General features: G+C 68.5%; 19 protein-coding genes. 10 read left to right on the top strand and 9 right to left on the bottom strand.

Annotated features, from left to right (window positions below; genetic code table 11):
* Positions 1–2: 2 nt before the first annotated feature.
* Together G361_RS0133295 and G361_RS0133290 are read right to left on the bottom strand one after the other, a co-directional pair.
* Positions 3–461 (bottom strand): hypothetical protein, encoded by a 459-nt coding sequence (locus tag G361_RS0133295; RefSeq protein ID WP_155981938.1) that lies wholly within the window; start codon positions 459–461, stop codon positions 3–5.
* A gap of 139 nt (positions 462–600) precedes the next feature.
* Positions 601–1,794, bottom strand: a complete 1,194-nt coding sequence (locus G361_RS0133290; RefSeq protein WP_019931470.1) for an FAD-dependent oxidoreductase — start codon at positions 1,792–1,794, stop codon at positions 601–603.
* 201 nt (positions 1,795–1,995) lie between these two features.
* Here G361_RS0133290 and G361_RS45780 point away from each other — a divergent pair, with 201 nt between their 5' ends.
* From G361_RS45780 to G361_RS0133275, 3 genes are all read left to right on the top strand, one after another.
* Positions 1,996–2,928 carry a helix-turn-helix domain-containing protein gene (locus tag G361_RS45780; protein ID WP_019931469.1) on the top strand — a complete coding sequence of 311 codons (933 nt, stop codon included), beginning with the start codon at positions 1,996–1,998 and terminating at the stop codon, positions 2,926–2,928.
* Between the two features lie 125 nt (positions 2,929–3,053).
* On the top strand, positions 3,054–3,635 hold the full coding sequence (locus G361_RS0133280; RefSeq protein WP_196814710.1) for a 2OG-Fe(II) oxygenase: 582 nt from the start codon (positions 3,054–3,056) through the stop codon (positions 3,633–3,635).
* A 68-nt stretch (positions 3,636–3,703) separates the two neighbouring features.
* A complete protein-coding gene (locus G361_RS0133275; RefSeq protein ID WP_019931467.1) occupies positions 3,704–4,090 on the top strand; it encodes a sterol carrier family protein in 387 nt (128 codons plus the stop codon).
* 1 nt (position 4,091) lies between these two features.
* Here G361_RS0133275 and G361_RS0133270 read toward each other — a convergent pair whose 3' ends face one another.
* A complete protein-coding gene (locus G361_RS0133270) occupies positions 4,092–5,429 on the bottom strand; it encodes an ABC transporter permease (RefSeq protein ID WP_019931466.1) in 1,338 nt (445 codons plus the stop codon).
* Positions 5,430–5,542: 113 nt separating this feature from the next.
* On the opposite strand from G361_RS0133270, the gene purF reads away from it, so the two are divergent.
* The 6 genes from purF (at position 5,543) to G361_RS49900 (ending at position 13,186) form a co-directional block, all read left to right on the top strand.
* Positions 5,543–7,126 (top strand): amidophosphoribosyltransferase, encoded by a 1,584-nt coding sequence (gene purF, locus G361_RS0133265; protein WP_019931465.1) that lies wholly within the window; start codon positions 5,543–5,545, stop codon positions 7,124–7,126.
* 272 nt (positions 7,127–7,398) lie between these two features.
* Positions 7,399–8,952, top strand: a complete 1,554-nt coding sequence (locus G361_RS0133260; protein WP_019931464.1) for an ABC transporter substrate-binding protein — start codon at positions 7,399–7,401, stop codon at positions 8,950–8,952.
* 83 nt (positions 8,953–9,035) lie between these two features.
* Positions 9,036–10,049: an ABC transporter permease gene (locus G361_RS0133255; RefSeq protein WP_155982012.1), complete on the top strand. Its 1,014-nt coding sequence runs from the start codon at positions 9,036–9,038 to the stop codon at positions 10,047–10,049.
* Complete coding sequence (locus G361_RS0133250) at positions 10,049–11,113, top strand: ABC transporter permease (RefSeq protein ID WP_019931462.1); 1,065 nt, start codon at positions 10,049–10,051, stop codon at positions 11,111–11,113. The genes G361_RS0133255 and G361_RS0133250 overlap by 1 nt, the downstream gene beginning before the upstream one ends.
* Positions 11,114–11,115: 2 nt before the next feature.
* Entirely contained in the window at positions 11,116–12,855 is a 1,740-nt protein-coding gene (locus G361_RS0133245; RefSeq protein WP_026343803.1) for an ABC transporter ATP-binding protein, read from the top strand.
* 82 nt (positions 12,856–12,937) lie between these two features.
* Positions 12,938–13,186 (top strand): winged helix-turn-helix transcriptional regulator, encoded by a 249-nt coding sequence (locus G361_RS49900; protein WP_155981936.1) that lies wholly within the window; start codon positions 12,938–12,940, stop codon positions 13,184–13,186.
* A gap of 17 nt (positions 13,187–13,203) precedes the next feature.
* On the opposite strand, the gene G361_RS0133235 is transcribed toward G361_RS49900, so the two are convergent.
* On the bottom strand, positions 13,204–13,818 hold the full coding sequence (locus G361_RS0133235) for a TetR/AcrR family transcriptional regulator (protein WP_019931459.1): 615 nt from the start codon (positions 13,816–13,818) through the stop codon (positions 13,204–13,206).
* Entirely contained in the window at positions 13,805–14,671 is an 867-nt protein-coding gene (locus G361_RS0133230) for an alpha/beta fold hydrolase (RefSeq protein WP_019931458.1), read from the bottom strand. The genes G361_RS0133235 and G361_RS0133230 overlap by 14 nt, the downstream gene beginning before the upstream one ends.
* Before the next feature lie 213 nt (positions 14,672–14,884).
* On the opposite strand from G361_RS0133230, the gene purM reads away from it, so the two are divergent.
* Positions 14,885–15,967 carry a phosphoribosylformylglycinamidine cyclo-ligase gene (gene purM, locus G361_RS0133225; protein ID WP_019931457.1) on the top strand — a complete coding sequence of 361 codons (1,083 nt, stop codon included), beginning with the start codon at positions 14,885–14,887 and terminating at the stop codon, positions 15,965–15,967.
* A gap of 257 nt (positions 15,968–16,224) precedes the next feature.
* Here purM and G361_RS0133220 read toward each other — a convergent pair whose 3' ends face one another.
* The 4 genes from G361_RS0133220 to G361_RS0133205 all read right to left on the bottom strand — a co-directional run bounded on the left by G361_RS0133220 (position 16,225) and on the right by G361_RS0133205 (position 19,413).
* Positions 16,225–16,458, bottom strand: coding sequence for a DUF3073 domain-containing protein (locus tag G361_RS0133220; RefSeq protein WP_019931456.1), 234 nt, complete (start codon positions 16,456–16,458; stop codon positions 16,225–16,227).
* Between the two features lie 173 nt (positions 16,459–16,631).
* Positions 16,632–17,594 carry an asparaginase gene (locus tag G361_RS0133215; protein WP_019931455.1) on the bottom strand — a complete coding sequence of 321 codons (963 nt, stop codon included), beginning with the start codon at positions 17,592–17,594 and terminating at the stop codon, positions 16,632–16,634.
* Entirely contained in the window at positions 17,591–18,298 is a 708-nt protein-coding gene (locus G361_RS0133210) for an MOSC domain-containing protein (protein ID WP_019931454.1), read from the bottom strand. The genes G361_RS0133215 and G361_RS0133210 overlap by 4 nt, the downstream gene beginning before the upstream one ends.
* Positions 18,295–19,413 (bottom strand): folate-binding protein YgfZ, encoded by a 1,119-nt coding sequence (locus tag G361_RS0133205; RefSeq protein ID WP_019931453.1) that lies wholly within the window; start codon positions 19,411–19,413, stop codon positions 18,295–18,297. Before G361_RS0133205 ends, G361_RS0133210 begins: the two co-directional genes overlap by 4 nt.
* Between the last annotated feature and the right edge of the window lie 235 nt (positions 19,414–19,648).

The raw sequence follows: 19,648 nt of genomic DNA, 5'->3' as shown, positions 1-19,648 counted from the left end.
GGTCAGGGCCGTCGGGCGCTCGGCGATCGCGGCCGGTCCGGTGACGCCTCGAATCCCGATCCGGTGACCTCGTCGAACAGGCATCGGTCGACTGCCATCCGGATCGCGCGGGCGCGGCTGAGGCCCGCGCCCCGGCAGAACACGGCCAGCCGGGCCAGCGTCGGTTCGTCCAGACGTACCTCACCGACCCCGAGATCCCGTTGTGCCGACTGTTCGCAGGCCGGATCGAAGTTCCGGCGCCTGCGCCGCCGGTCGGGAATGTGCTCGATTTCCACCATTGCCGCCACCACGGTGATATCGGTGTCGCGATCGATTCCGAACGAGTCGAGCAGGTCGGCGACCGCGATTCCGATCAGTGTCTCCATCGGGGTCGCTCGGTCGCGTGCCAGCGATGCCAGCGAGGACAGCACGGCCGGAGCGAAACTCACCGACATGCGTGTTCCGACCGCAGAACGGTCCATCAGCCGTACCTCGTCTTTCGGCCCCGGGCACCGAGCAATGACGCACTGAAATACAAGCGCAGTTTAAACGCTGCGCCGGAAATTCGCATCGGGCGGTCGCGCGCGGGATTCTTCCGCGCGGAGCCGGACAGCGCCTTCGCTACGAGGAATGGACGGGAGTGGGACGGCCGAAGTGGGACTCCATCCGCGGAGTGGGCCGGCGGAGCGCGAGGCCGTCCTCGACGAAGGCCGGAGCGACGGTGAATCCCGAACCGCCCAGGCCGCCGAGTTCCAGGACTCCGACCGACCCGGTCCGGTTGCGCGGAATCCATTCGGCGATAACGCGTTCGGCGAGCGGGCGAAGGCCGTACCAGTACTGGTATGCCCCCGGGGCCAGCGCCGGCCGCAGCACCGGAAGCCGTTGCAGGACACGGTCGCGGATCTCCTCGACGAGCGCGGTGACATAGGACGGCACCCGCGACGGGTCGGTGAGCCCGCGCCCGAGTTCGGTGTACTCCTCCGGCTCGGTGACCAGTCTGCCGGACGAACCACCCAGGCAGACATGCCCGCACGAGCGATGCGGGATGCTGTAGGTCAGCTCGTCGTATCGGTCGGCATCCATCAGCACGATCCGATCCAGCGGCTGCGGTACCCGGGCGAGATCGGCGAGCAGGACGACCCCCAGATCGCCTTCGATGCGCTGGTCGTCGAGCAGGAACTGGGCGCGGTCGCCCGCGGCGACGCAGGCCACCTCGGCGCCGAAATCATGTGTGAGGTCCAGTAATTCGCCGATATCGTGGATATGGCGGCGCATCGGGCGTACCCCGGGCAGTTGCGATACCGCCCGGTACAGATTCGGCATGAGGGTGCACGAGGAGACGACCGCCCCGTCGGAGATGTAGGCGGCCCGGCGGTAGAACGGCGCCGAGAACTCGCCGGGATCGACCGGGACGGGTACCGCGGGGCAGCCGCGGGGCACCGGTACCCGCTCGTCGCGGGTCAGCAGCACACTCGGCGCAGCGGCGCGGTAGTCGCCCAATCCCAACTCGGACAAGATGTTCCAGCTGTGGAACGAGCGATGCGACCAGGCGGCGATCCGCGGGTCGCCCTCGAGGAAGGGCATGTGCCATCCGCTGGCACCGAAACTGGCGACCCGCCTGTCGTGGTGATCGGCGACCCACAGAATCTGGATCGGACGCGAAACCCGTTGGGACTCAGTGAACAATCTGTGAACGACATGGTGGCCGGTGATACCGTGGCCGACGACCACCGCCCGACCGGTGCGCAGAGCCGCTGCCAGGAAGGACTCGGGCTCGGTGGCCGCATGGTGACCAGGGAGAACACTGCTGGACATCGGAGACACCTCTTCCGACGGATCAGTGGCTGGTCGCCGCGTGCGCCACAGCCCTGACATCACGAGAATGGCTCGCGAGCCAGGGCTTGTCAAGTAGCGCTTATCTACTATTCTTCCAGTGGTAAGCCGGACTTAAATCGAATACGGCTGACTCGTCACAGCTTCGCGCGCGGGGTGCGGAGTTGCCGAAAGGGGGTGGCGATGCGCGAGGTCAGGCTTCCCGCAATGCTCAAGCAACTCATCGATGACAGCGAGTCCCACGGCAACCGGCGACGGGTCGGTGAACAGCTCGGCGTCACTCCGGCTGCGTTGTCGCAGTACATCAACGGGCAGACCACTCCCACCTTCGACAAACTGCTGGCGATGGCGGAGCTGTTCAGCGTGCCGCTCGATTTCCTGGTCTTCGGCCCGGACACGACGATCGGCGGGCACGGCGGCGCCGTGGAATACGGGCCGATCACGCGCTACGTCGAAGCCGGAATCTCCTTGGTACAGGCCGATATCGCGGCGCAGGCGGCCTTCGTCGCGAAGGTGGGCGAGATCCTCGCGTCGCAGATCGACGCGGCGGCCAAGGTCGCGAGCAAACGAGCTTCGACGCTGAACGGCATGTTGGACAAGGAACAGGCCCTCGAACTGGAGCGCTACAGCGAAGAGAGCACGATCGTCACCCTGGATCTCACCGACGATCTGGTGCCGGTCGACAGCGATGTCGAGCAGGGCGTGACGGCGGGCAACTTCCTGGCGGTCACGGCCGCGAACCTGTCGCTGGGCCGTCCCTATCATTACGTGCTGTCGCCGGACATCGAAGACCACGCCACCGTCATCCACCAGTACCGCACGCTGTTACTGGGGGAGAACCTGACCGAGACCGACCTGCGACACTGCCGGTTCGACGTTGCCCAGGACAGCTTCTACGTAGGCTGTTGTCTGTTCCGCTTGGATGTCGACGGCATGCGGCGTCACAGCCCGGTGCTCCACCGCTACCTCACACCGTTCATAACCAGCGACAAACGCCTCGGCTACGTCGAACCGCCAGGATCCCCGCTGCACGCGTACTTCCTGCTCGACCCCGAACGGATCGAGACCGCCGTGCGGGTGCTCCACCGACTGGCGCCGCCCGCCACCGGCAGCTGAGCTTTCCTCACTTCCCCTCCACGTATCAATCACCAAGAACCGAGAAAGGCCGGTGGATGAACTTTTTCCGGTGGACGACCTTCGATGTGAAGAGGCTGCTACCACCCGATTGGCAGGCTCAGATCATGCAGGTCGTGAAGGAGGAAGTCGTGGAACTGACGCTCGTCAGCAGTCATTCGACCTCCCGGGAGGCGACCACCTCGGAGCAGATTCCCTGCGGAATCGTCGACGGCGTCACCGTGCGGAATCGGTTGCCGTGGCTGGCCGATCTCTACGACGGACTCTTCCTCGAGATGGCACAGTCGATCTCGGCCGAGAAGGTTTCGTCCATGTCCGATCCGCGGTTCGGCATGGTCCTCAACGTCCAGCGCGATACCGAACGCTACGAATGTCACGTCGACAGCAATCCGATCGCGGCCCTGCTGTACTGCACCAGCCACCACATCGGCGACGGCGGGGAACTCGCGGTGTCCAACCGGGGCGATGTCCGCTCGGTGGCGGAGATCGACGCCGACTGTTCCATCGTGGAACCTCGTGCGGGTCATCTCGTTCTCTTCGACGCTCGCCGGCACAGTCACTACGTCCGCCGCCTCACCACGGACGGCGCCAAGCGGGTCGTGGTGGCCATGAACTACTACACCACCTCCAGCCCGGAACTCGCGGTCCGTCCACCGGACCTGAACCGCCATCTCATCGGCGTCGACTGATACCACCGGCCCACGCAGCGAATCGCCCGACGATGCCCGGGCGGGCGCCGGTTTCGTAGGCTCGGGGGATGGCAGGGCGACAGGCGGCGGATCCGGCCGCGGTGCGGGCCGCGGTGGCGGCAGTGGCGGCGTGGTTGCGGGACGAGTCGCAGCCCGCGCCGGCGCGGGCCGAACTCGTGGCCGCGGTGCGGGGTACGGCCCGCAGTCTGGCGGCCGTGGCGCCGGGGCATTCCGTGGAGTTGCGGGTGCCGCCGTTCGTGGCGGTGCAGTGCATCGAGGGGCCGCGGCACACCCGCGGCACCCCGCCGAATGTGCTCGAGGCCGATCCGCGCACCTGGTTGCTGCTGGCGACGGGACTGTTGTCGTTCGATGCGGCCGTCGATTCGGGGGTAGTCAGTTCCTCGGGGTTGCGGGCAGCGGAGCTCGCGCACTGGCTGCCGGTGGTGCGGCTGTAGGTCAGGCCTCGTGCCGGCCGGTCGGGCGGTGGTGCAGGCCGGTGTCGGCGGGGCGGCGGTGCAGGCCGCGGCGGTCGTAGAAGCGGGTCATCACCAGGCCGACCACGATGCCGATCGCGAGGCCGACGACGGTCATCCAGAAGCCGCGAGTCAGACCGGCGGGGCCGCTCGCGTCGAAGTAGAGGATCGCGCGGACGGCCAGGAAGACCTGGTGCATCGGCTCGAAGGTGGCCAGCCAGCCGAAGTAGCGGGGGGTGGCCTCGATCGGGACGGTGCCGCCGGAGGAGGGCAGGCCGAGGATGACGAACAGGATCAGGTTCACCAGCAGGCCGGCGCTGCCGATCGCGGCCAGATTCGCCAGGCCGGTCCAGCCGACCGCGATCATCGCGAAGACGCTGTAGAGGTACAGGGCCAGCGGGCGTTCGATGGACATGCCCAGGGCCTTGCCGATGCCGAGGAACACCGCCGCGACGATGACCGCCGTGACCGCCCAGATCGCCCACTTGAGCAGCAGGGTCCGGGTCCGGGAGATCGGGGTGAACGGCAGGTGGATGAACCACGGGCCGTATTCGGTCGGCACGAAGCCCAGGGCGGAGTCGATCAGGGTGTGCACGATCATCGAGCCGACCACGCCGATCAGCAACAGCAGCAGCGCGTAGAAGAACGCGGTCAGGCCCTCGCCCGAGCCGGCGGCCAGCGGGTGGAAGGTCTGCACGTCGAGGTGCAGCGGCCGGGCCAGGGTCAGGCGGGTGGCCGCGCTGAGCGCGGGCGGGTTGCCGGCCTGGGCCAGCTGGGCGTTCACCTGATCGGTCAGCTGTTTGCCGACCTGCTCGTCGACCTGCGCGAACACCCGGTCGCCGATGCGCTGCACGGTCGCGGTGGCGAAGACGCCGACGCGCGGGTTGGTCTCCAGGGTCAGGCTCGGCCGCTCGATATCGCCGGGGACCACGCTGCCGGTGCCGAGGATGCCGAGCCGTTTGCTGAAGTCGCTCGGGATGACCAGCGCGCCGTAGACCCGGCCGTCCTGCATCTGCAGTTGCGCCTCGTCGATGCCGACCACCCGGAGATCGATCTCGCCGCCGGGCAGGGACTGTCGCAGGCCGGCGGCGACCTGCTCGCCGAAGTTCACCTGCCGTTCCTGGCCGGGCGACCCGATCGTCTCGCCGACGTCCTGGTTCACCAGGGCCATCGGGAAGTTGTGCAGGTTCTTCTCCGGATCGATGACGTAGTCCAGATACATCACCCCCAGCAGCGCGGCCAGCAGTGTTACCACGATCACCGGCATCGCCTTGCGCAGCAGCGACACCCGGCGCGTCTCCGGGACATCGGGGGCGGTCACGGGTCGCACCGTAACAGCAAACGGGTTGCGACGGCCCGAACCCGCGACGGGGTTGCCATTCGGTGACCCGTAGACTGATCAGTGCCCCCCTACCGCCGAACAGGGAGCAAACGGTGACCTCTGCCGACCTTTCGGTCCACACCCCCAATCCGCCGATCGCCGCTGCCGGAGATCAGGACGAGAACGAGCCGCGCGAGGAGTGCGGAGTGTTCGGAGTCTGGGCTCCCGGCGAAGAAGTGGCAAAGCTCACATACTACGGGCTGTACGCATTGCAGCATCGCGGGCAGGAGGCGGCCGGTATCGCCGTCGCCGACGGCGCACAGGTGCTGGTGTTCAAGGATCTGGGCCTGGTGAGCCAGGTCTTCGACGAGCAGACACTGGCCGCCATGCCCGGTCACGTCGCCATCGGCCACTGCCGATATTCCACCACCGGTTCCACCACCTGGGAGAACGCGCAACCGATCTTCCGCACCACCGCGGTGGGCAGCGGCCTGGCGCTCGGCCACAACGGCAATCTGGTCAACACCGCCGAACTGGCCGCCCGCGCCCGGGAGCAGGGCCTGATCAAGGGCCGGCTGTCCGGCGCGACGGTTCCGGCCACCTCCGATTCGGATGTCATGACGGCGCTGCTCGCGCACGCCGCCGCCGACAAGAGCATCGAGCAGGCGGCCATGGAGTTGCTGCCGACCCTGCGCGGCGCTTTCTGCCTCACCTTCATGGACGAGCACACGCTGTACGCCGCGCGCGATCCGCACGGGGTGCGGCCGCTGTGCCTGGGCCGTCTGGACCGAGGCTGGGTGGTTGCCAGCGAGACGGCCGCGCTGGATATCGTGGGCGCCTCGTTCGTCCGGGAGATCGAGCCGGGCGAACTGCTGGCGATCGACGCGGACGGGGTGCGGTCCTCGCGCTTCGCCGCGCCGGAGCCGAAGGGCTGCGTCTTCGAATACGTCTATCTGGCCCGGCCGGACAGCACCATCGCCGGTCGTTCCGTGCACGCGACCCGGGTGGACATCGGCCGCCGGTTGGCCAAGGAACATCCGGTCGAGGCCGATCTGGTCATTCCGGTCCCGGAGTCCGGCACCCCGGCCGCGGTCGGGTACGCGCAGGGTTCCGGCGTGCCGTACGGCCAGGGCTTGATGAAGAACGCCTACATCGGCCGCACCTTCATCCAGCCCAGCCAGACCATCCGTCAGCTCGGCATCCGGTTGAAGCTGAATCCGCTGCGCGAGGTCATCCGCGGTAAGCGGCTGATCGTGGTGGACGATTCGATCGTGCGCGGCAACACCCAGCGCGCGCTGATCCGGATGCTGCGCGAGGCCGGCGCGCTGGAGATCCACGTCCGGATCGCCTCCCCGCCGGTGAAGTGGCCGTGCTTCTACGGCATCGACTTCGCCTCGCGGGCGGAGTTGATCGCCAACGGATCCGGTCCCGACGGCGCCGAGTCGATGGACGACCTGGTGGAGAATGTGCGTCGCTCGATCGGCGCCGATTCGCTCGGCTACATCTCGCTGGAGGGTATGGTCGCCGCCACCGAACAGCCGCGCACGCGGCTGTGCTGCGCCTGCTTCGACGGCGAGTACCCGATCGCGCTGCCCACCGAGGCATCGATCGGCAAGAACGTGCTGGAAGGTTTGCTCGCGGGCAAGTCGGAGTTGTTGAGCGGCAACGCGAATGCCAGTGCGCTGAGCCGTCCGTAGTCCGTCCGCCGCGGCGCCGTACGGCGCCGCGGCGGCTCGTTCTGCGCCGCGTGACCTGCTGTCGCGCGCATTGCCATTTATTTTGTTGCGAAACGCAACATATCGGCAATGCGTTGCCGGTACTGTCCCCGCATACCGAAGTCACCGCGGTCGTACCCGGGCCGTGATCCGGTCCGGGCGCCGCGAGCGAAAGTGGGGCAGTTATGCGGACCTTGGCGACACGGCCGTCGGCGATCCGGTCGGATCGAGTGAAATGCGTTGCGGCACTGGGAATGGCGAGTCTGGCGGTGCTCGCGGTCGCCGGGTGCGGCGCCGGCCGCACCGGCGGGAGTTCCGGTGGGGGGCTGACGATCGGCACCACCGACAAGATCTATTCGCTGGATCCGGCGGCGGCCTACGATCAGGGCTCCTATGTGCCGGAGACCCAGATCTATCAGCATGTGCTGAATTTCGCTCCGGGACAGGCGGTTCCGCAGCCGGATGCGGCGGAGAAGTGCGCGTTCGCGCAACCGGTCGTGTACACCTGCACGATCCGGTCCGGGTTGAAGTTCGCCAACGGCGACCCGCTCACCGCGCACAGCGTGAAGTATTCGTTCGATCGGATGGTGAAGATCAACGATCCGAACGGCCCGGCCTCGTTGCTGGACAACCTCGATCACACCGACGCCCCCGACGATCACACGGTGTCGTTCACGCTCAAGGTGGCCAACGATCAGACCTTCCCGGCCATCCTGCCGACCCAGGCCGGGCCGATCGTGGACGAGAAGGTGTTCCCGCCGGACAAGACGCTGGCCGACGAGGACATCGTGAAGGCGAAGCCGTTCTCCGGCCAGTACGTGATCACCAGCTACGACAAGAACAAACTCGTGCAGTACCAGGAGTATCCGGATTACGACGGGCTGCTGGGTAAGCCGAAGACCGCGACCGTCTCCACGAAATACTATGCGGAGGCGTCGAATCTGAAGCTGGACGTGCAGAACGGCGCGATCGATGTCGCCTACCGCAGTCTCACCCCGACCGATCTGGATTCGCTGCGGGGCAACGACAAGGTGCAGGTGCTCAGCGGCCCCGGTGGCGAACTGCGCTACATCGTGTTCAACCTGAACACCATGCCCGGCGGTTCGCCGGAGCAGAAATTGGCCGTCCGCAAGGCCGTCGCCTCCTCGGTGGATCGGGACGCGCTGGCGACCGGCGTGTACAAGGGCCTGTTCAAGCCCGTGTACTCCTCGGTCCCAAAGGGTTTCACCGGCGCCACCGAACCGTTCAAGGAGATCTACGGCGCCGGGCCGAACAAGGAGCAGGCCGCGAAATTCCTGACCGATGCCAAGGTGCCGGTCCCGGTGCAGATCAACCTCCAGTACAACCCCGATCACTACGGCAGCTCCAGCTCCGAGGAGTACGCGGCGATCAAGAATCAGCTGGAGTCGACCGGGCTGTTCAAGGTGAACCTGCAGTCCACCGAATGGGTCAGCTACAACAAGGAACGCACCCAGGACGGCTATCCGGTGTTCCAGATGGGCTGGTTCCCGGACTATCCGGATCCGGACGACTATCTGACCCCGTTCTTCGGGCCGAACAACTTCCTGAAGAACCACTTCGAGGACCCCGGCGTGACCGCGCAACTGTCCGCCGAGGTGACGCAGCCGGATGCGGACAAGCGCAAGGCGATTCTCGCGCAGGTGCAGCACGATCTCGCGCAGAACTTCGTCTCGATCGTCCCGCTGCTGTCCGGTGAGGCGGTCGCGGTGGTCGGCAAGAATGTGTCCGGCGCCGACAAGACGCTGGATCTGTCCACCAAGTTCCGTTACGGCGTGCTGAGCAAGTGACCGCCGAGGTGACCGCGCCGCCGTCCGGACCGGATGCGGCGCCGAGCCGGAACAGCCAGGGCCGCAGCACATCCCGCTCCGGGATGCTGCTGCGGTACCTGGCGCTGCGGCTGCTGCTGATCGTGCCCACGGCCTGGATCCTGGTGACGGCCGTCTTCTTCCTGATGCGGGTGATCGGTGATCCGATCAGCGCCGCGATGGGCGGCCGGCTACCGCCGGAGCAGATCGCCGAGCGCAAGCGCGCCGCCGGCCTGGACCGGCCGATCCTGGCCCAGTACCGGGACTATCTGGTCCGGTTGCTGCACGGCGATTTCGGCCGCTCCCAGGACAATCGGGCGATCGGCACGGTGGTGGTCGATTACGGCGCGGCCACCCTGGAACTGGTGTTCTGGGCCCTGCTGGTGGCCTTCGCGATCGGCATACCGCTCGGCAGATATGCCGCGACACATCGTGATTCGGCCGCCGATGTGGGCCTGCGGCTGTTCGCGGTACTGGTCTACGCGGCGCCGGTGTTCTTCGTCGGCCTGCTGCTCAAGCTGGTCTTCGCGGTGAAACTGGGCTGGCTGCCGGTGGCGGGCCGGGCCGACACCGACGTGGAACTGGCCTTGCAGCACGTATCCCCGAAGACCAACATCCTGCTGATCGACGCGATCCTCTACGGCGATCCCGGTTATGTGCTGAACGTGCTGGAACACACTGTGCTGCCGGCGGTTTCGCTCGGCCTGCTGACCGGCGGGGTGTTCCTGCGGCTGGTGCGGATCAATCTGATCCAGACCCTGCGCACCGATTACGTCGACGCCGCGCGAGCGCGGGGCCTGTCCCGGCGCGTGGTCACCGGCCGGCACGCCTTCCGCAACGCGCTGATCCCGATCGTCACGGTGATGGGGATGTACATCGCCATGATGCTCGGCGGCGCGGTGCTCACCGAGACCACCTTCGAATGGAAGGGGCTCGGCTACCAGCTGGCCCAGTATCTGCAGGCGCGCGATTTCGTGGCGGTTCAGGGCATCGTGGCGTTCATCGCGCTGGCGGTGGCCGTCGTGAGCTTCGTGGTGGACGTGATCGTGGCGCTGATCGACCCGAGGGTGAGGTTCTGATGACGGCACCGGAGGTGGTCACCGAGCCGGCCACGACCCCGCTCGCCGCCGGGCGCGGTGCGCCGAGTCTGCTCCGGCTGATCCGATCGACCGGCGGCCCGCAGCGTGCCGTGCTGGTCGCGGGGCTGGTGCTGGTCGGGCTGTTCGTGCTGCCGGCCCTGTTCGCGCCGTTGATCGCACCGTACGGATTCTCCCAGAGTTCCTCCGGGGGAGTCGATTTCGTGCGGCAGCAGGCGCCGAGCGCGCAGCACTGGTTCGGCACCTCGGTGCGCGGTGAGGACGTGCTCTCCCGGGTGATCTTCGGCGCGCGAACGGCCTTGGTGGTCATCGCGATATCGCTGGTGCTGTCCATGTTCGTCGGTGTGCCACTGGGTTTGGTGTCCGGCTACGTCGGCCGGTGGCCGGACCGCGTCCTGGTCCTGATCACCGATGCCATGTACGCCTTCCCGACCCTGCTGCTGGCCATCGTGGTGTCGATCGTGGTGGCGGGCGGCAATTCCAGCGGGGTGGGCGGCGTGCTGTCGGCGGCGGTGGCGATCACGGTGATCTTCGTGCCGCAGTACTTCCGGGTGGTGCGCAACGCGACGGTGGCGGTGAAACAGGAGCCGTTCGTCGACGCGGCCCGGGTCACCGGCGCCTCCACCGCGCGCATCCTGTTCCGGCACGTCCTCGCCAATGTGACCGGATCGCTGCCGGTACTGATCACGCTCAACGGCGCCGAGGCCATCCTCACGCTGGCCGGGCTGGGCTTCCTCGGCTTCGGCATCGAGCCCACCCAGGCGGCCGAATGGGGCTACGACCTGAACAAGGCGTTGTCCGACGTGTCCAACGGGATCTGGTGGACCGGCGTATTCCCCGGCGCGGCAATCGTTCTCGTGGTGCTGGGGATGACGCTGGTCGGCGAGAGCCTCAACGAGGTGCTCAATCCGCTGCTGCGCACCCGCCGCATCCCCGGCGCGGCCGTCGCGGCGGCCGGTGACGGCGCGACCGGCTCCGAAGCGCCGCCGGAACACGCGGGGCCACAATCGAATTCGACCACGACACCGACCGGCGGGGAGGCGTGACCATGACCGAGGTACCGGCGGAACACACCGCGCCGCAACCGAACCCGACCCTGACCGTGGCGGCGCTGTCGGTCTCCTTCGCCACCGACGCCGGCGCGGTGGACGCGGTGACCGAGGTCTCGTTCGAGGTGTTCCCGGGTGAGGTACTGGCGATCGTCGGCGAATCGGGTTCCGGTAAGTCGGTCTGCGCCCGCACCGCACTGGGCCTGCTGCCGGATACCGCCCGGGTTCACGGCGCGGTGCTGCTGGGCGATCGGCCGATCACCGCGATGTCCGAGAAACAACTGACCGCGATCCGCGGCGGCCGGATCGCCATGGTGTTCCAGGAGCCGGGTGCGGCACTGGATCCGCTGTTCACCGTGGGCTTCCAGATCGCGGAGGCGATCCGTGCCCACGGCGGCGCCACCCGCGCCGCGGCCCGGACGCGCGCGATCGAACTGCTGCGCACCGTCGGTCTCCCGGATCCGGAACACCGGGTCGATTTCTATCCCCATCAACTGTCCGGCGGGCAGAAACAGCGCGTGATGATCGCGATCGCGATCGCCTGCGAACCCCAGGTGATCATCGCCGACGAGCCGACCACCGCGCTGGACGTCACCGTCCAGGCCGAAATCCTGGAGCTGCTGCGGGATCTGCGCGACCGGATCGGCGCCGCGATCGTGCTCATCACCCACAACATGGGTGTGGTCGCCGACCTCGCCGACCGCGTGGTCGTGATGCGGTACGGCCGGGTCGTCGAAACCGCTACCGTGCACGACCTTTTCGCCACACCCCGCGCGCAGTACACCCGGGACCTGCTGGCCGCCGTGCCCCGGATGCACACCGGCGCATCCTCGGGCGACGCCGAACGACTCCCGCGCGAGGAGGTCGCGACACCCCGAACGCCCGCGTCGGCAAGCGTTGCCGCCGAACAGCTTCCGGCACCCGATGCCGCGGTACTGACCGTCGAGGACCTGGTGGTCGAATTCCCGGGATCGTTCGGCCGCCGGCCGTTCCGCGCGGTGGACCGGGTCTCGTTGCGGCTCGCCCGCGGCGAAACCCTCGGCCTGGTCGGCGAATCCGGCTCCGGCAAGACCACCATCGGCCGCTGTGTCGCCGCACTGCAACGGCCCACCTCCGGAACGATCCGGATGCTCGGCACCGAGCTCACCGGCCTGTCCGAGCGTCGGCTGCGGCCGTTGCGCAAGCGGCTGGGCTTCGTCTTCCAGGATCCGGCCACCTCGCTGAATCCCCGTCTGACCGTGGGCCGTTGCGTCGCCGAGCCGTTGATCGTGCACCGCGCGGCCAACGGCCCGGCCCTGCGCACCCGGGTGCGGCAACTACTGGACGCGGTGCAACTGCCCGCGGGTACCGAGAACCGTTATCCCCACGAGCTGTCCGGCGGCCAGCGCCAGCGCGCCAGCCTGGCCCGCGCGCTCGTCCTGAATCCGGACCTGTTGATCGCGGACGAACCGACCAGCGCCCTGGACGTCTCGGTCCAGGCCACGGTGCTGGAGCTGTTCGCCGACCTACAGGGCGAATTCGGCTGGGCCTGCCTGTTCATCAGTCACGATCTCGCCGTCGTGGACCAGTTGGCCGCCCGAATCATGGTGCTGCGCAACGGTTCCGTGGTCGAACAGGGTTCGGCGGACGAGATCCTCCGCCACCCGGCCGAGGAGTACACCCGCCGCCTGGTCGCCGCCGTCCCGGTGCCCGACCCGGTCGAACAACGCCGTCGCCGCAGCGCCGCCGTCGGCGAATAGGGCCGCACCGCAACCGAATCGCCGTCGACCGGATCAGCGCAGTCGCGGAGCGACCGGTTCCCCGAAACGGGTGATCGAGTCGATGACCGGTCGTTCGGGCAGCCCACCCCGGTCGGTGCGGACCTGGAGCCGGTCGAATCCGGTTGCGTCGGAAAGGCGTCGCAGTTTGCGGGATGCCGGGGTCGTCGAGCGGATCGTGCTCGATCGGCGACCGGTGCAGATCAGCTACGCGCTGACGCCGATCGGCCTGCGCTCGGCCCCGGTGCTCGCGGCGGTGGCGGACCGGAGCAACGACCGGGCGGTCGCGGCCCGGCGGCACGGAGCCGGATGATCGTGAGCCGTTGCGGCTCAGTCGGTTTCGGGTGCCCGTACCAATCCGGAGATCAGCAGCATCAGGCACTGTTCCGCCTCGGCCCGAGCGGTGTCCGGATCCTCGGCGTGCGCGACGATCATGCCGGCCTCGGTGACGGCGCTGAGGATCAGCTGTGCCATCACCGGCACCGGGACCGGCGCGACCAGGCCGGCGTCGACGGCGCCCTGCAGCGCGGCGGTGATCATGCCGAGGCCGTACCGGGCCTCCATGTCGCGCCAGTGTTCCCAGCCGAGCACCGTCGGGCCGTCCATCATCGCGATGCGCACGGTCTCCGGCCGGCGGCTGACGTCCAGGAAGGTGCGCAGGCCCGCGGCCATCGCGGCGATCAGATCGGCGGGATCGGGCAGGCCCGCGATGGCGGCCGCGATCATGGCGGTGTTCTCGGTCTCCAATTTCTCCAGCACCTCGATGAACAGCCCTTGTTTGTCGCCGTAGTGGTGGTGCAGTGCGCCGCGGGTGACTCCGGCCTCGGCGACGATCTCCTCGGCCGAGACGCCCGCGTAGCCGCGCTCGGTGAACAACCGGCGACCGGCGTCCTCGAGCGCGGCCCGGGTGGTACGGGATCGATCCTCCTGGCTACGGCGCGGCATGTTGCCGAGTGAACTCCACAATCAACTCGGCGAGCAACTCCGGACGGTCCTCCGCGCTGAAGACGTAGGAATCGTCGATCCAGCGCAGTTCGGCCTGCGGCAGATCCGCGGCCAGCCGTTCCGCGAAGTCCGGCCGGAAGACCTTGTCCTCGCGTGCCCAGGCCAGCAGCACCGGCACATCCACCTCGGCGAAGTGCTCGGCGGCCGCGAGGGTGTACCGCTTGTGCACGCCGCGCAGCATGCGCCGCAGATCCGCCCGGACGGCCGCCGACCGCCGGGTCGGCAGCAGATACGAATCGGCTACCTCGGGGGGAATCGGCCGCTTGGTCATCAGACCGAGCGCCAGCGATGAGCGCTGTGCGGGCCGGAAGCGCATGAGCTCGGCCATGATCCGCAGCACCCCCGGTACGGCGGCCACCCGCGGCAGCGCGGTGAACGGCTGCGGGAAGAACTTGTCGTAGGCGTCGCAGTCGGTCAGCACGACGCGCGCGATGCGGTCCCGGTTGCGGGTCAGCAGGATCTGGGTGATCGCGCCCCCGGTGTCGTTGGCGACCAGCGTGACCTCGCGCAGATCGAGGACGGACAGGAAATCGGCGATCAGATCGGCCAATCCGGTGGGGGAGAGGTCCGCGCCCGGCACCGGGACGGAATGCGCGCCCAGCGGCCAATCGGGGGCCAGGCAGCGGTGCCCGGCGGCGGCCACCGCCGGGGCGACGGCCCGCCACAGGTCGGCGTTCACCAGCAGACCGTGGACGAAGACGACCGGCGCGCCGGAGCCGATGTCGTGATAGCGGATCCGCCCGCCTGCCAGTTCGACATCGTGGATCGGGCCGAGTGCGGTGCTGTTACCCATGTCGTGCCTCCGGGAAGTCGGGAATCGGTCACCATCGACAATTACATACATACCGTATGTACGTCAATGGCGGGATCGGCCGTGACCGCACGGATGCCGTTCCTCCGCGGATTTGTCAAGCGGAGAACTCGAGACCGGTGCGGTCTCGTTATCCGACTCCGGTAGCGTGTTCAGGCATCTATCCGCCGATTCGGTTTGGAGCTTTCCCCGAAAATGACTGAGCAGACCCCGAGTGGAGCCGGTGCTGCCTCCTACGCCGCGGCCGGAGTCGACATCGAGGCCGGTGACCGCGCCGTGGAGCTGTTCGCGCCGCTGGCGAAGAAGGCGAGCCGGCCGGAGGTACAGGGTGGGCTCGGCGGTTTCGCCGGCCTGTTCGCGCTCAAGGGCGGCTACCGCGAGCCGCTGATCGCGGCCTCCACCGACGGGGTGGGCACCAAGCTCGCGGTGGCGCAGGCGCTGGACAAGCACGACACCGTCGGCCTCGATCTGGTCGCCATGGTGGTGGACGATCTCGTCGTGTGCGGCGCCGAGCCGCTGTTCCTGCAGGACTACATCGCCGTCGGCAAGGTCGTGCCGGAGCGGGTCGCGAGCATCGTCTCCGGCATCGCCGAGGGCTGCATCCGGGCCGGTTGCGCGCTACTGGGCGGCGAGACCGCCGAGCATCCGGGCCTGATGGGCCACGACGACTACGACATCTCCGCCACCGGCGTCGGTGTGGTGGAGGCCGACGCCGTGCTCGGCCCGGACCGGGTGCGCCCCGGCGACGTGGTCATCGCGATGGGTTCCTCGGGCCTGCACTCCAACGGCTACAGCCTGGCCCGCCGGGTGCTGCTGGAGATCGATCACATGTCGCTGACCGGGCATGTCGAGGAATTCGGCCGCACCCTCGGCGAGGAGCTGCTGGAACCGACCCGGATCTACGCCAAGGACTGCCTGGCGCTGGTCGCCGAGACCGAGGTGCGCACCTTCGCGCACGTCACCGGTGGCGGGCTGGCCGGCAACCTGGCCCGGGTGCTGCCCGCGGGTATGGTCGCGGAACTCGATCGCGACACCTGGAATCCGGCGCCGGTGTTCAAGCTGATCGCCCAGCGCGGCCGGATCGAGCGCGCCGAGATGGAGAAGACGTTCAACATGGGCGTCGGCATGGTGGCCGTCGTGGCGCCCGAGGACGCGGACCGGGCCCTCGCGATCCTGACCGCCCGGCACATCGACTGCTGGGCCCTGGGTTCGGTGAAGAAGGCCAAGGACCACGACGCCGATCGGGTGACCCTGCGCGGCGAGCATCCGCGGTTCTGATTCGGCCGAATCATCCTGTTCGACAACGAAAACCCGCTTCCGGCAATCCGGAAGCGGGTTTTTCGTTTCACGGCATCCGATCGGGCCGTGAGTCGAATCGAACAGCAAAGAGCACCGACGTCCCGACCACGATCATCGGGATATCGGTGCTGTCGCAAGCCCGGTGGTGGGGGACCAGCCGGCCGGTGCGCGGGCCTCACATCGACAAACGAAGGGGAAGGCTCCTGAGGCCTCCCCCGTCAGTGCGTCGATTCGGGTCAGCGACGCCAGTCGTCGTAGTCCTCGTCTTCCTCCCAGCGCGACCGCGGAACATCCGCGTCGTGCTCGTCGGAAAGCACACCACTGCGCTGCGAGTCGTGGGAATGTCCCGACAGGTCGTGGGGACCTCCCGACAGCTCGCGCTGAAGGCTCGCGAAGTCGGTCGACGGCGAGCTGTACTTCAGCTCGCGTGCGACCTTGGTCTGCTTTGCCTTAGCCCGGCCACGGCCCATGGCTGACCCCCTCGCGTCACTGCGGGGCGGCCTGGGGTGGTTGGCGGCCCCGTTCGAATTAATACTCTTCCTGACAGACACTCTAGCGTGTGTGTGGCGGTCGCGCTTCCAGGAGTGGCGGAAGACGCCCGAACCGGGAGAGTTTGCCCGGTTGTCGCCTGTGGAAAACCCGGTTACAGCAGACCCGGAATTGCCCGCACCACACCCACCCGTGCACCGCCACCGAGTACCGGCGGGGCCGCCAATTCGGCGTGCGCGTCGGTCCAGTCGACCCCCATGTGGTGCAGAATCGCCTGCGTCAGCGGCATTCGGGCCCGGTCGTGACCGTCATCGATCTTGTAGGCGAAGGCGCGGCCGTCCGGCAGCGCGCCGGCGTGCACACCGTCGGCGCCGATCTTGCACAGCAGCCCCGGAGTTGCCCGCATGGTCAGCAGATCGGGGCCGTCCGTGCCGGAAATCACTCGCGGATGCGCGCGGACGGCGTCCGCGACCCGCCGTTCCGGCGAACCCGGTGTCGCAGTCGCGATCTCGGCGTAGGCGCGGGCCAGATTGGTCAGCGAGACCGGCACGATGGGCAGGCCGCAGCCATCGATGCCGAGGTCGGTCTCCGGCTCACCGGTGAGGTCGGCGATCGTGGCGGTCACGGCCTGCTGCAACGGATGTGCGGGATCCGGATATCCGGTGGTCGGCCACCCGTTGATCAGGCAGGTCGCGAGCATGGCGGCATGTTTACCCGAACAGTTCATGTAGATGCTGCGGGCCGCCTCGGCCGGATCGTGCCCGGCCAGCACCTCGGCGCGGGCCCGCTCCGCATACGGCAGATCCGGCGGGCACGCGAGCCGGTCCTCGGTCAGGCCGAAGCGGTCCAGCAGCCGCCGGACCAGCGCGATGTGGTCGGGTTCGCCGTGGTGCGAGGCGGTCGCGATCGCCGTCTCGGCCTCGTCGATCGGCTCGAAACCGTTGCGCAGCAAGGTGATCGCCTGCATCGGCTTATTGGTCGAGCGGGGGTAGATCGGCAGGTGTACCTCGCCGAGCGCGACGGCCGGCTCGCCGTCCGGGTCTAGGATCACCAGTGAGCCGCGGTGCACGCACTCCCGGAAGCCGGATCGGACGACCTCGACCAGTTCGACGCTCACGCGGTGCCTTCCGCGACGGCGGCCGGATTCCGGTGCCGCGCACGGTCGTTCGCGGCCGCCGCGCGCCGCGCGTGCCGATCCACCTGCATCCGGACGTCGTCGGACACCGTCGGTTCCGCGGTCAGCAGCAGCCGCAGCCGATCCGGATCGGCGCCGGTGAACAGGTCGCGCACCGTGACCCCGTGTGCCGGAACATGATCCACCCGGACCTCGTCGCCCGCGCCGACCGTGCCCTCGGTGCGCACCCGCAGATAGGCGCCGGTGTTCGCGCGCAGGGTGAAGCGTTTGACCCAGTGTTGTTCGTCGGCCCAGTGCTGGAAGGTCGCACACGGCACTCGCGGCGCCGACACCTCGAGGACCGCGTCGCCGATCAGCCAGCGTTCCCCGATGACGGCGTCGCTGACCGGCAGGCCGGTGATGCGCAGATTCTCGCCGAACCAGCCGGCCGGCAGCGGGCGGCCGAGTTCCCGGCTCCAGGCGTCGGCATCCTCCTCGGCGTACGCGTACACGGCCTGATCGATACCGCCGTGATATTCGGTATTGCAGACATGGTCGCCGTCGAGGCCGAGCGCGCGAGCGTGCACCCGCCCGCTGACCGGCCGCTTGTCGATGGCGGTGCGGCCGACCCGGCCGATCGTGTGCGGCAGTTCGACCTCGGCGTGTACGACGCAGACCGCGAGCACCCGCCCGCTGCCGGCGATCATCGGCCCCGGAGCCTCTCCACGGCCAGCCGGCCCGCCTGCGGTTCGTCGTCGACGGGCATCGAATCCGGGTCGATCGCCGCCGCCATCGGGCCCACGAGGAGCTGGGTATCGGCCGGTACGGTGCGCTTGACCAGGGCCAGGGCGATCGGGCCGAATTCGTGGTGATCGATCACCGTGCCCAGCCGGCCGACCGTGCGGCCGCCCGCGGTGACCGGATCGCCGACGGACGGACGCGCGTCGGCGGAGCCGTCCAGATGCAGCATCACCAGGTGGCGTGGCGGTTTGCCGAGGTTCTGCACCCGGGCCACCGTCTCCTGGCCGCGGTAGCAGCCCTTGTTCAGGTGTACGGCGCCGCGTTCGGCGATATCGCCGATCCAGCGGGCCTCGTGCGGGATGGTCCGGTCGTCGGTATCGATCCCGAGGCGCGGGCGCAGGGCCGCCACCCGCAGGGCCTCGTAGGTCCACATCCCGGCCGGTTCGGCGCCCGCGGTGGTCAGCCGGGACCACCAGTCGGCGAGTTCGGCGCGCGGGACGACGAGATCGTAGGAATCCTCGGTGGGCCAGGGCATCCGGCGCAGGAAACCGTCGCGATCACCGAGCCGCACCGCACCGTAGACGTCGGGCAGCGTCTCCACCCCCAGGGCGGCGGCGAGATCGGGCACCCGCGGCCCGAGCAGGCTCAACACCGCGTGGCCGGGGGCCGCCTCCGGTCGCGCATCGGCCCAGAACACCATCTTGCGCAGGAAGTCCAGCAGCTCCGGACCGCGTTCGCCCTCGGTGTCGATCCACGCCGTGTCACCGAGATCGGTGAGGACGAAGTGGTTCAGCACCCGGCCGTTGAGATCGAGGTCGAGATTCTCGGCGGATCGCCCGTCGGCGAGATCGGCGACGGCCTGGCTGGAGATGGTGTGCAGCCAGGACAGCCGCTCGCGGCCGGTGATGGTGAGCACGAACCGGTGTGACCGGTCCACGATCGCCACCCGCTGCGCGGCGGCGCGCTGTTCACCGAACGGATCGCCGTAATGCCAGGCCACCGCCGTGTCGGGGGAGCCGGGCGGACCGGCGACTGCTCCCCGCTCCTGCAGCAGTGGGCTGGTCGGAAGAACGTCGGTCACACCAACCACTGTATGGGAAACCTCGAACTTCGGCCGGGCCACCTCCGCCGGGGTGGGAAGATCGACAGTGCCGTGGTCCCCCGATCGTGGCCGGGAGGAACGGTGATCGTGGCCGGGAGGTGCCCCCGGGATTCGGGGGTGTCGTGGCACATTAATTGACACAGCATAGGTTTCGATGGCCGAAATGTGTACCGAAGGTTCGGTAGCCCGTCGCGGAACGGCCTGTTGGCCTAGG

It is taken from the genome of Nocardia sp. BMG111209 (assembly GCF_000381925.1).
Lineage (GTDB): Bacteria > Actinomycetota > Actinomycetes > Mycobacteriales > Mycobacteriaceae > Nocardia.
The sequence above is the reverse complement of the archived record's forward strand: the minus strand, read 5'-3'. Positions and strand labels throughout refer to the sequence as shown.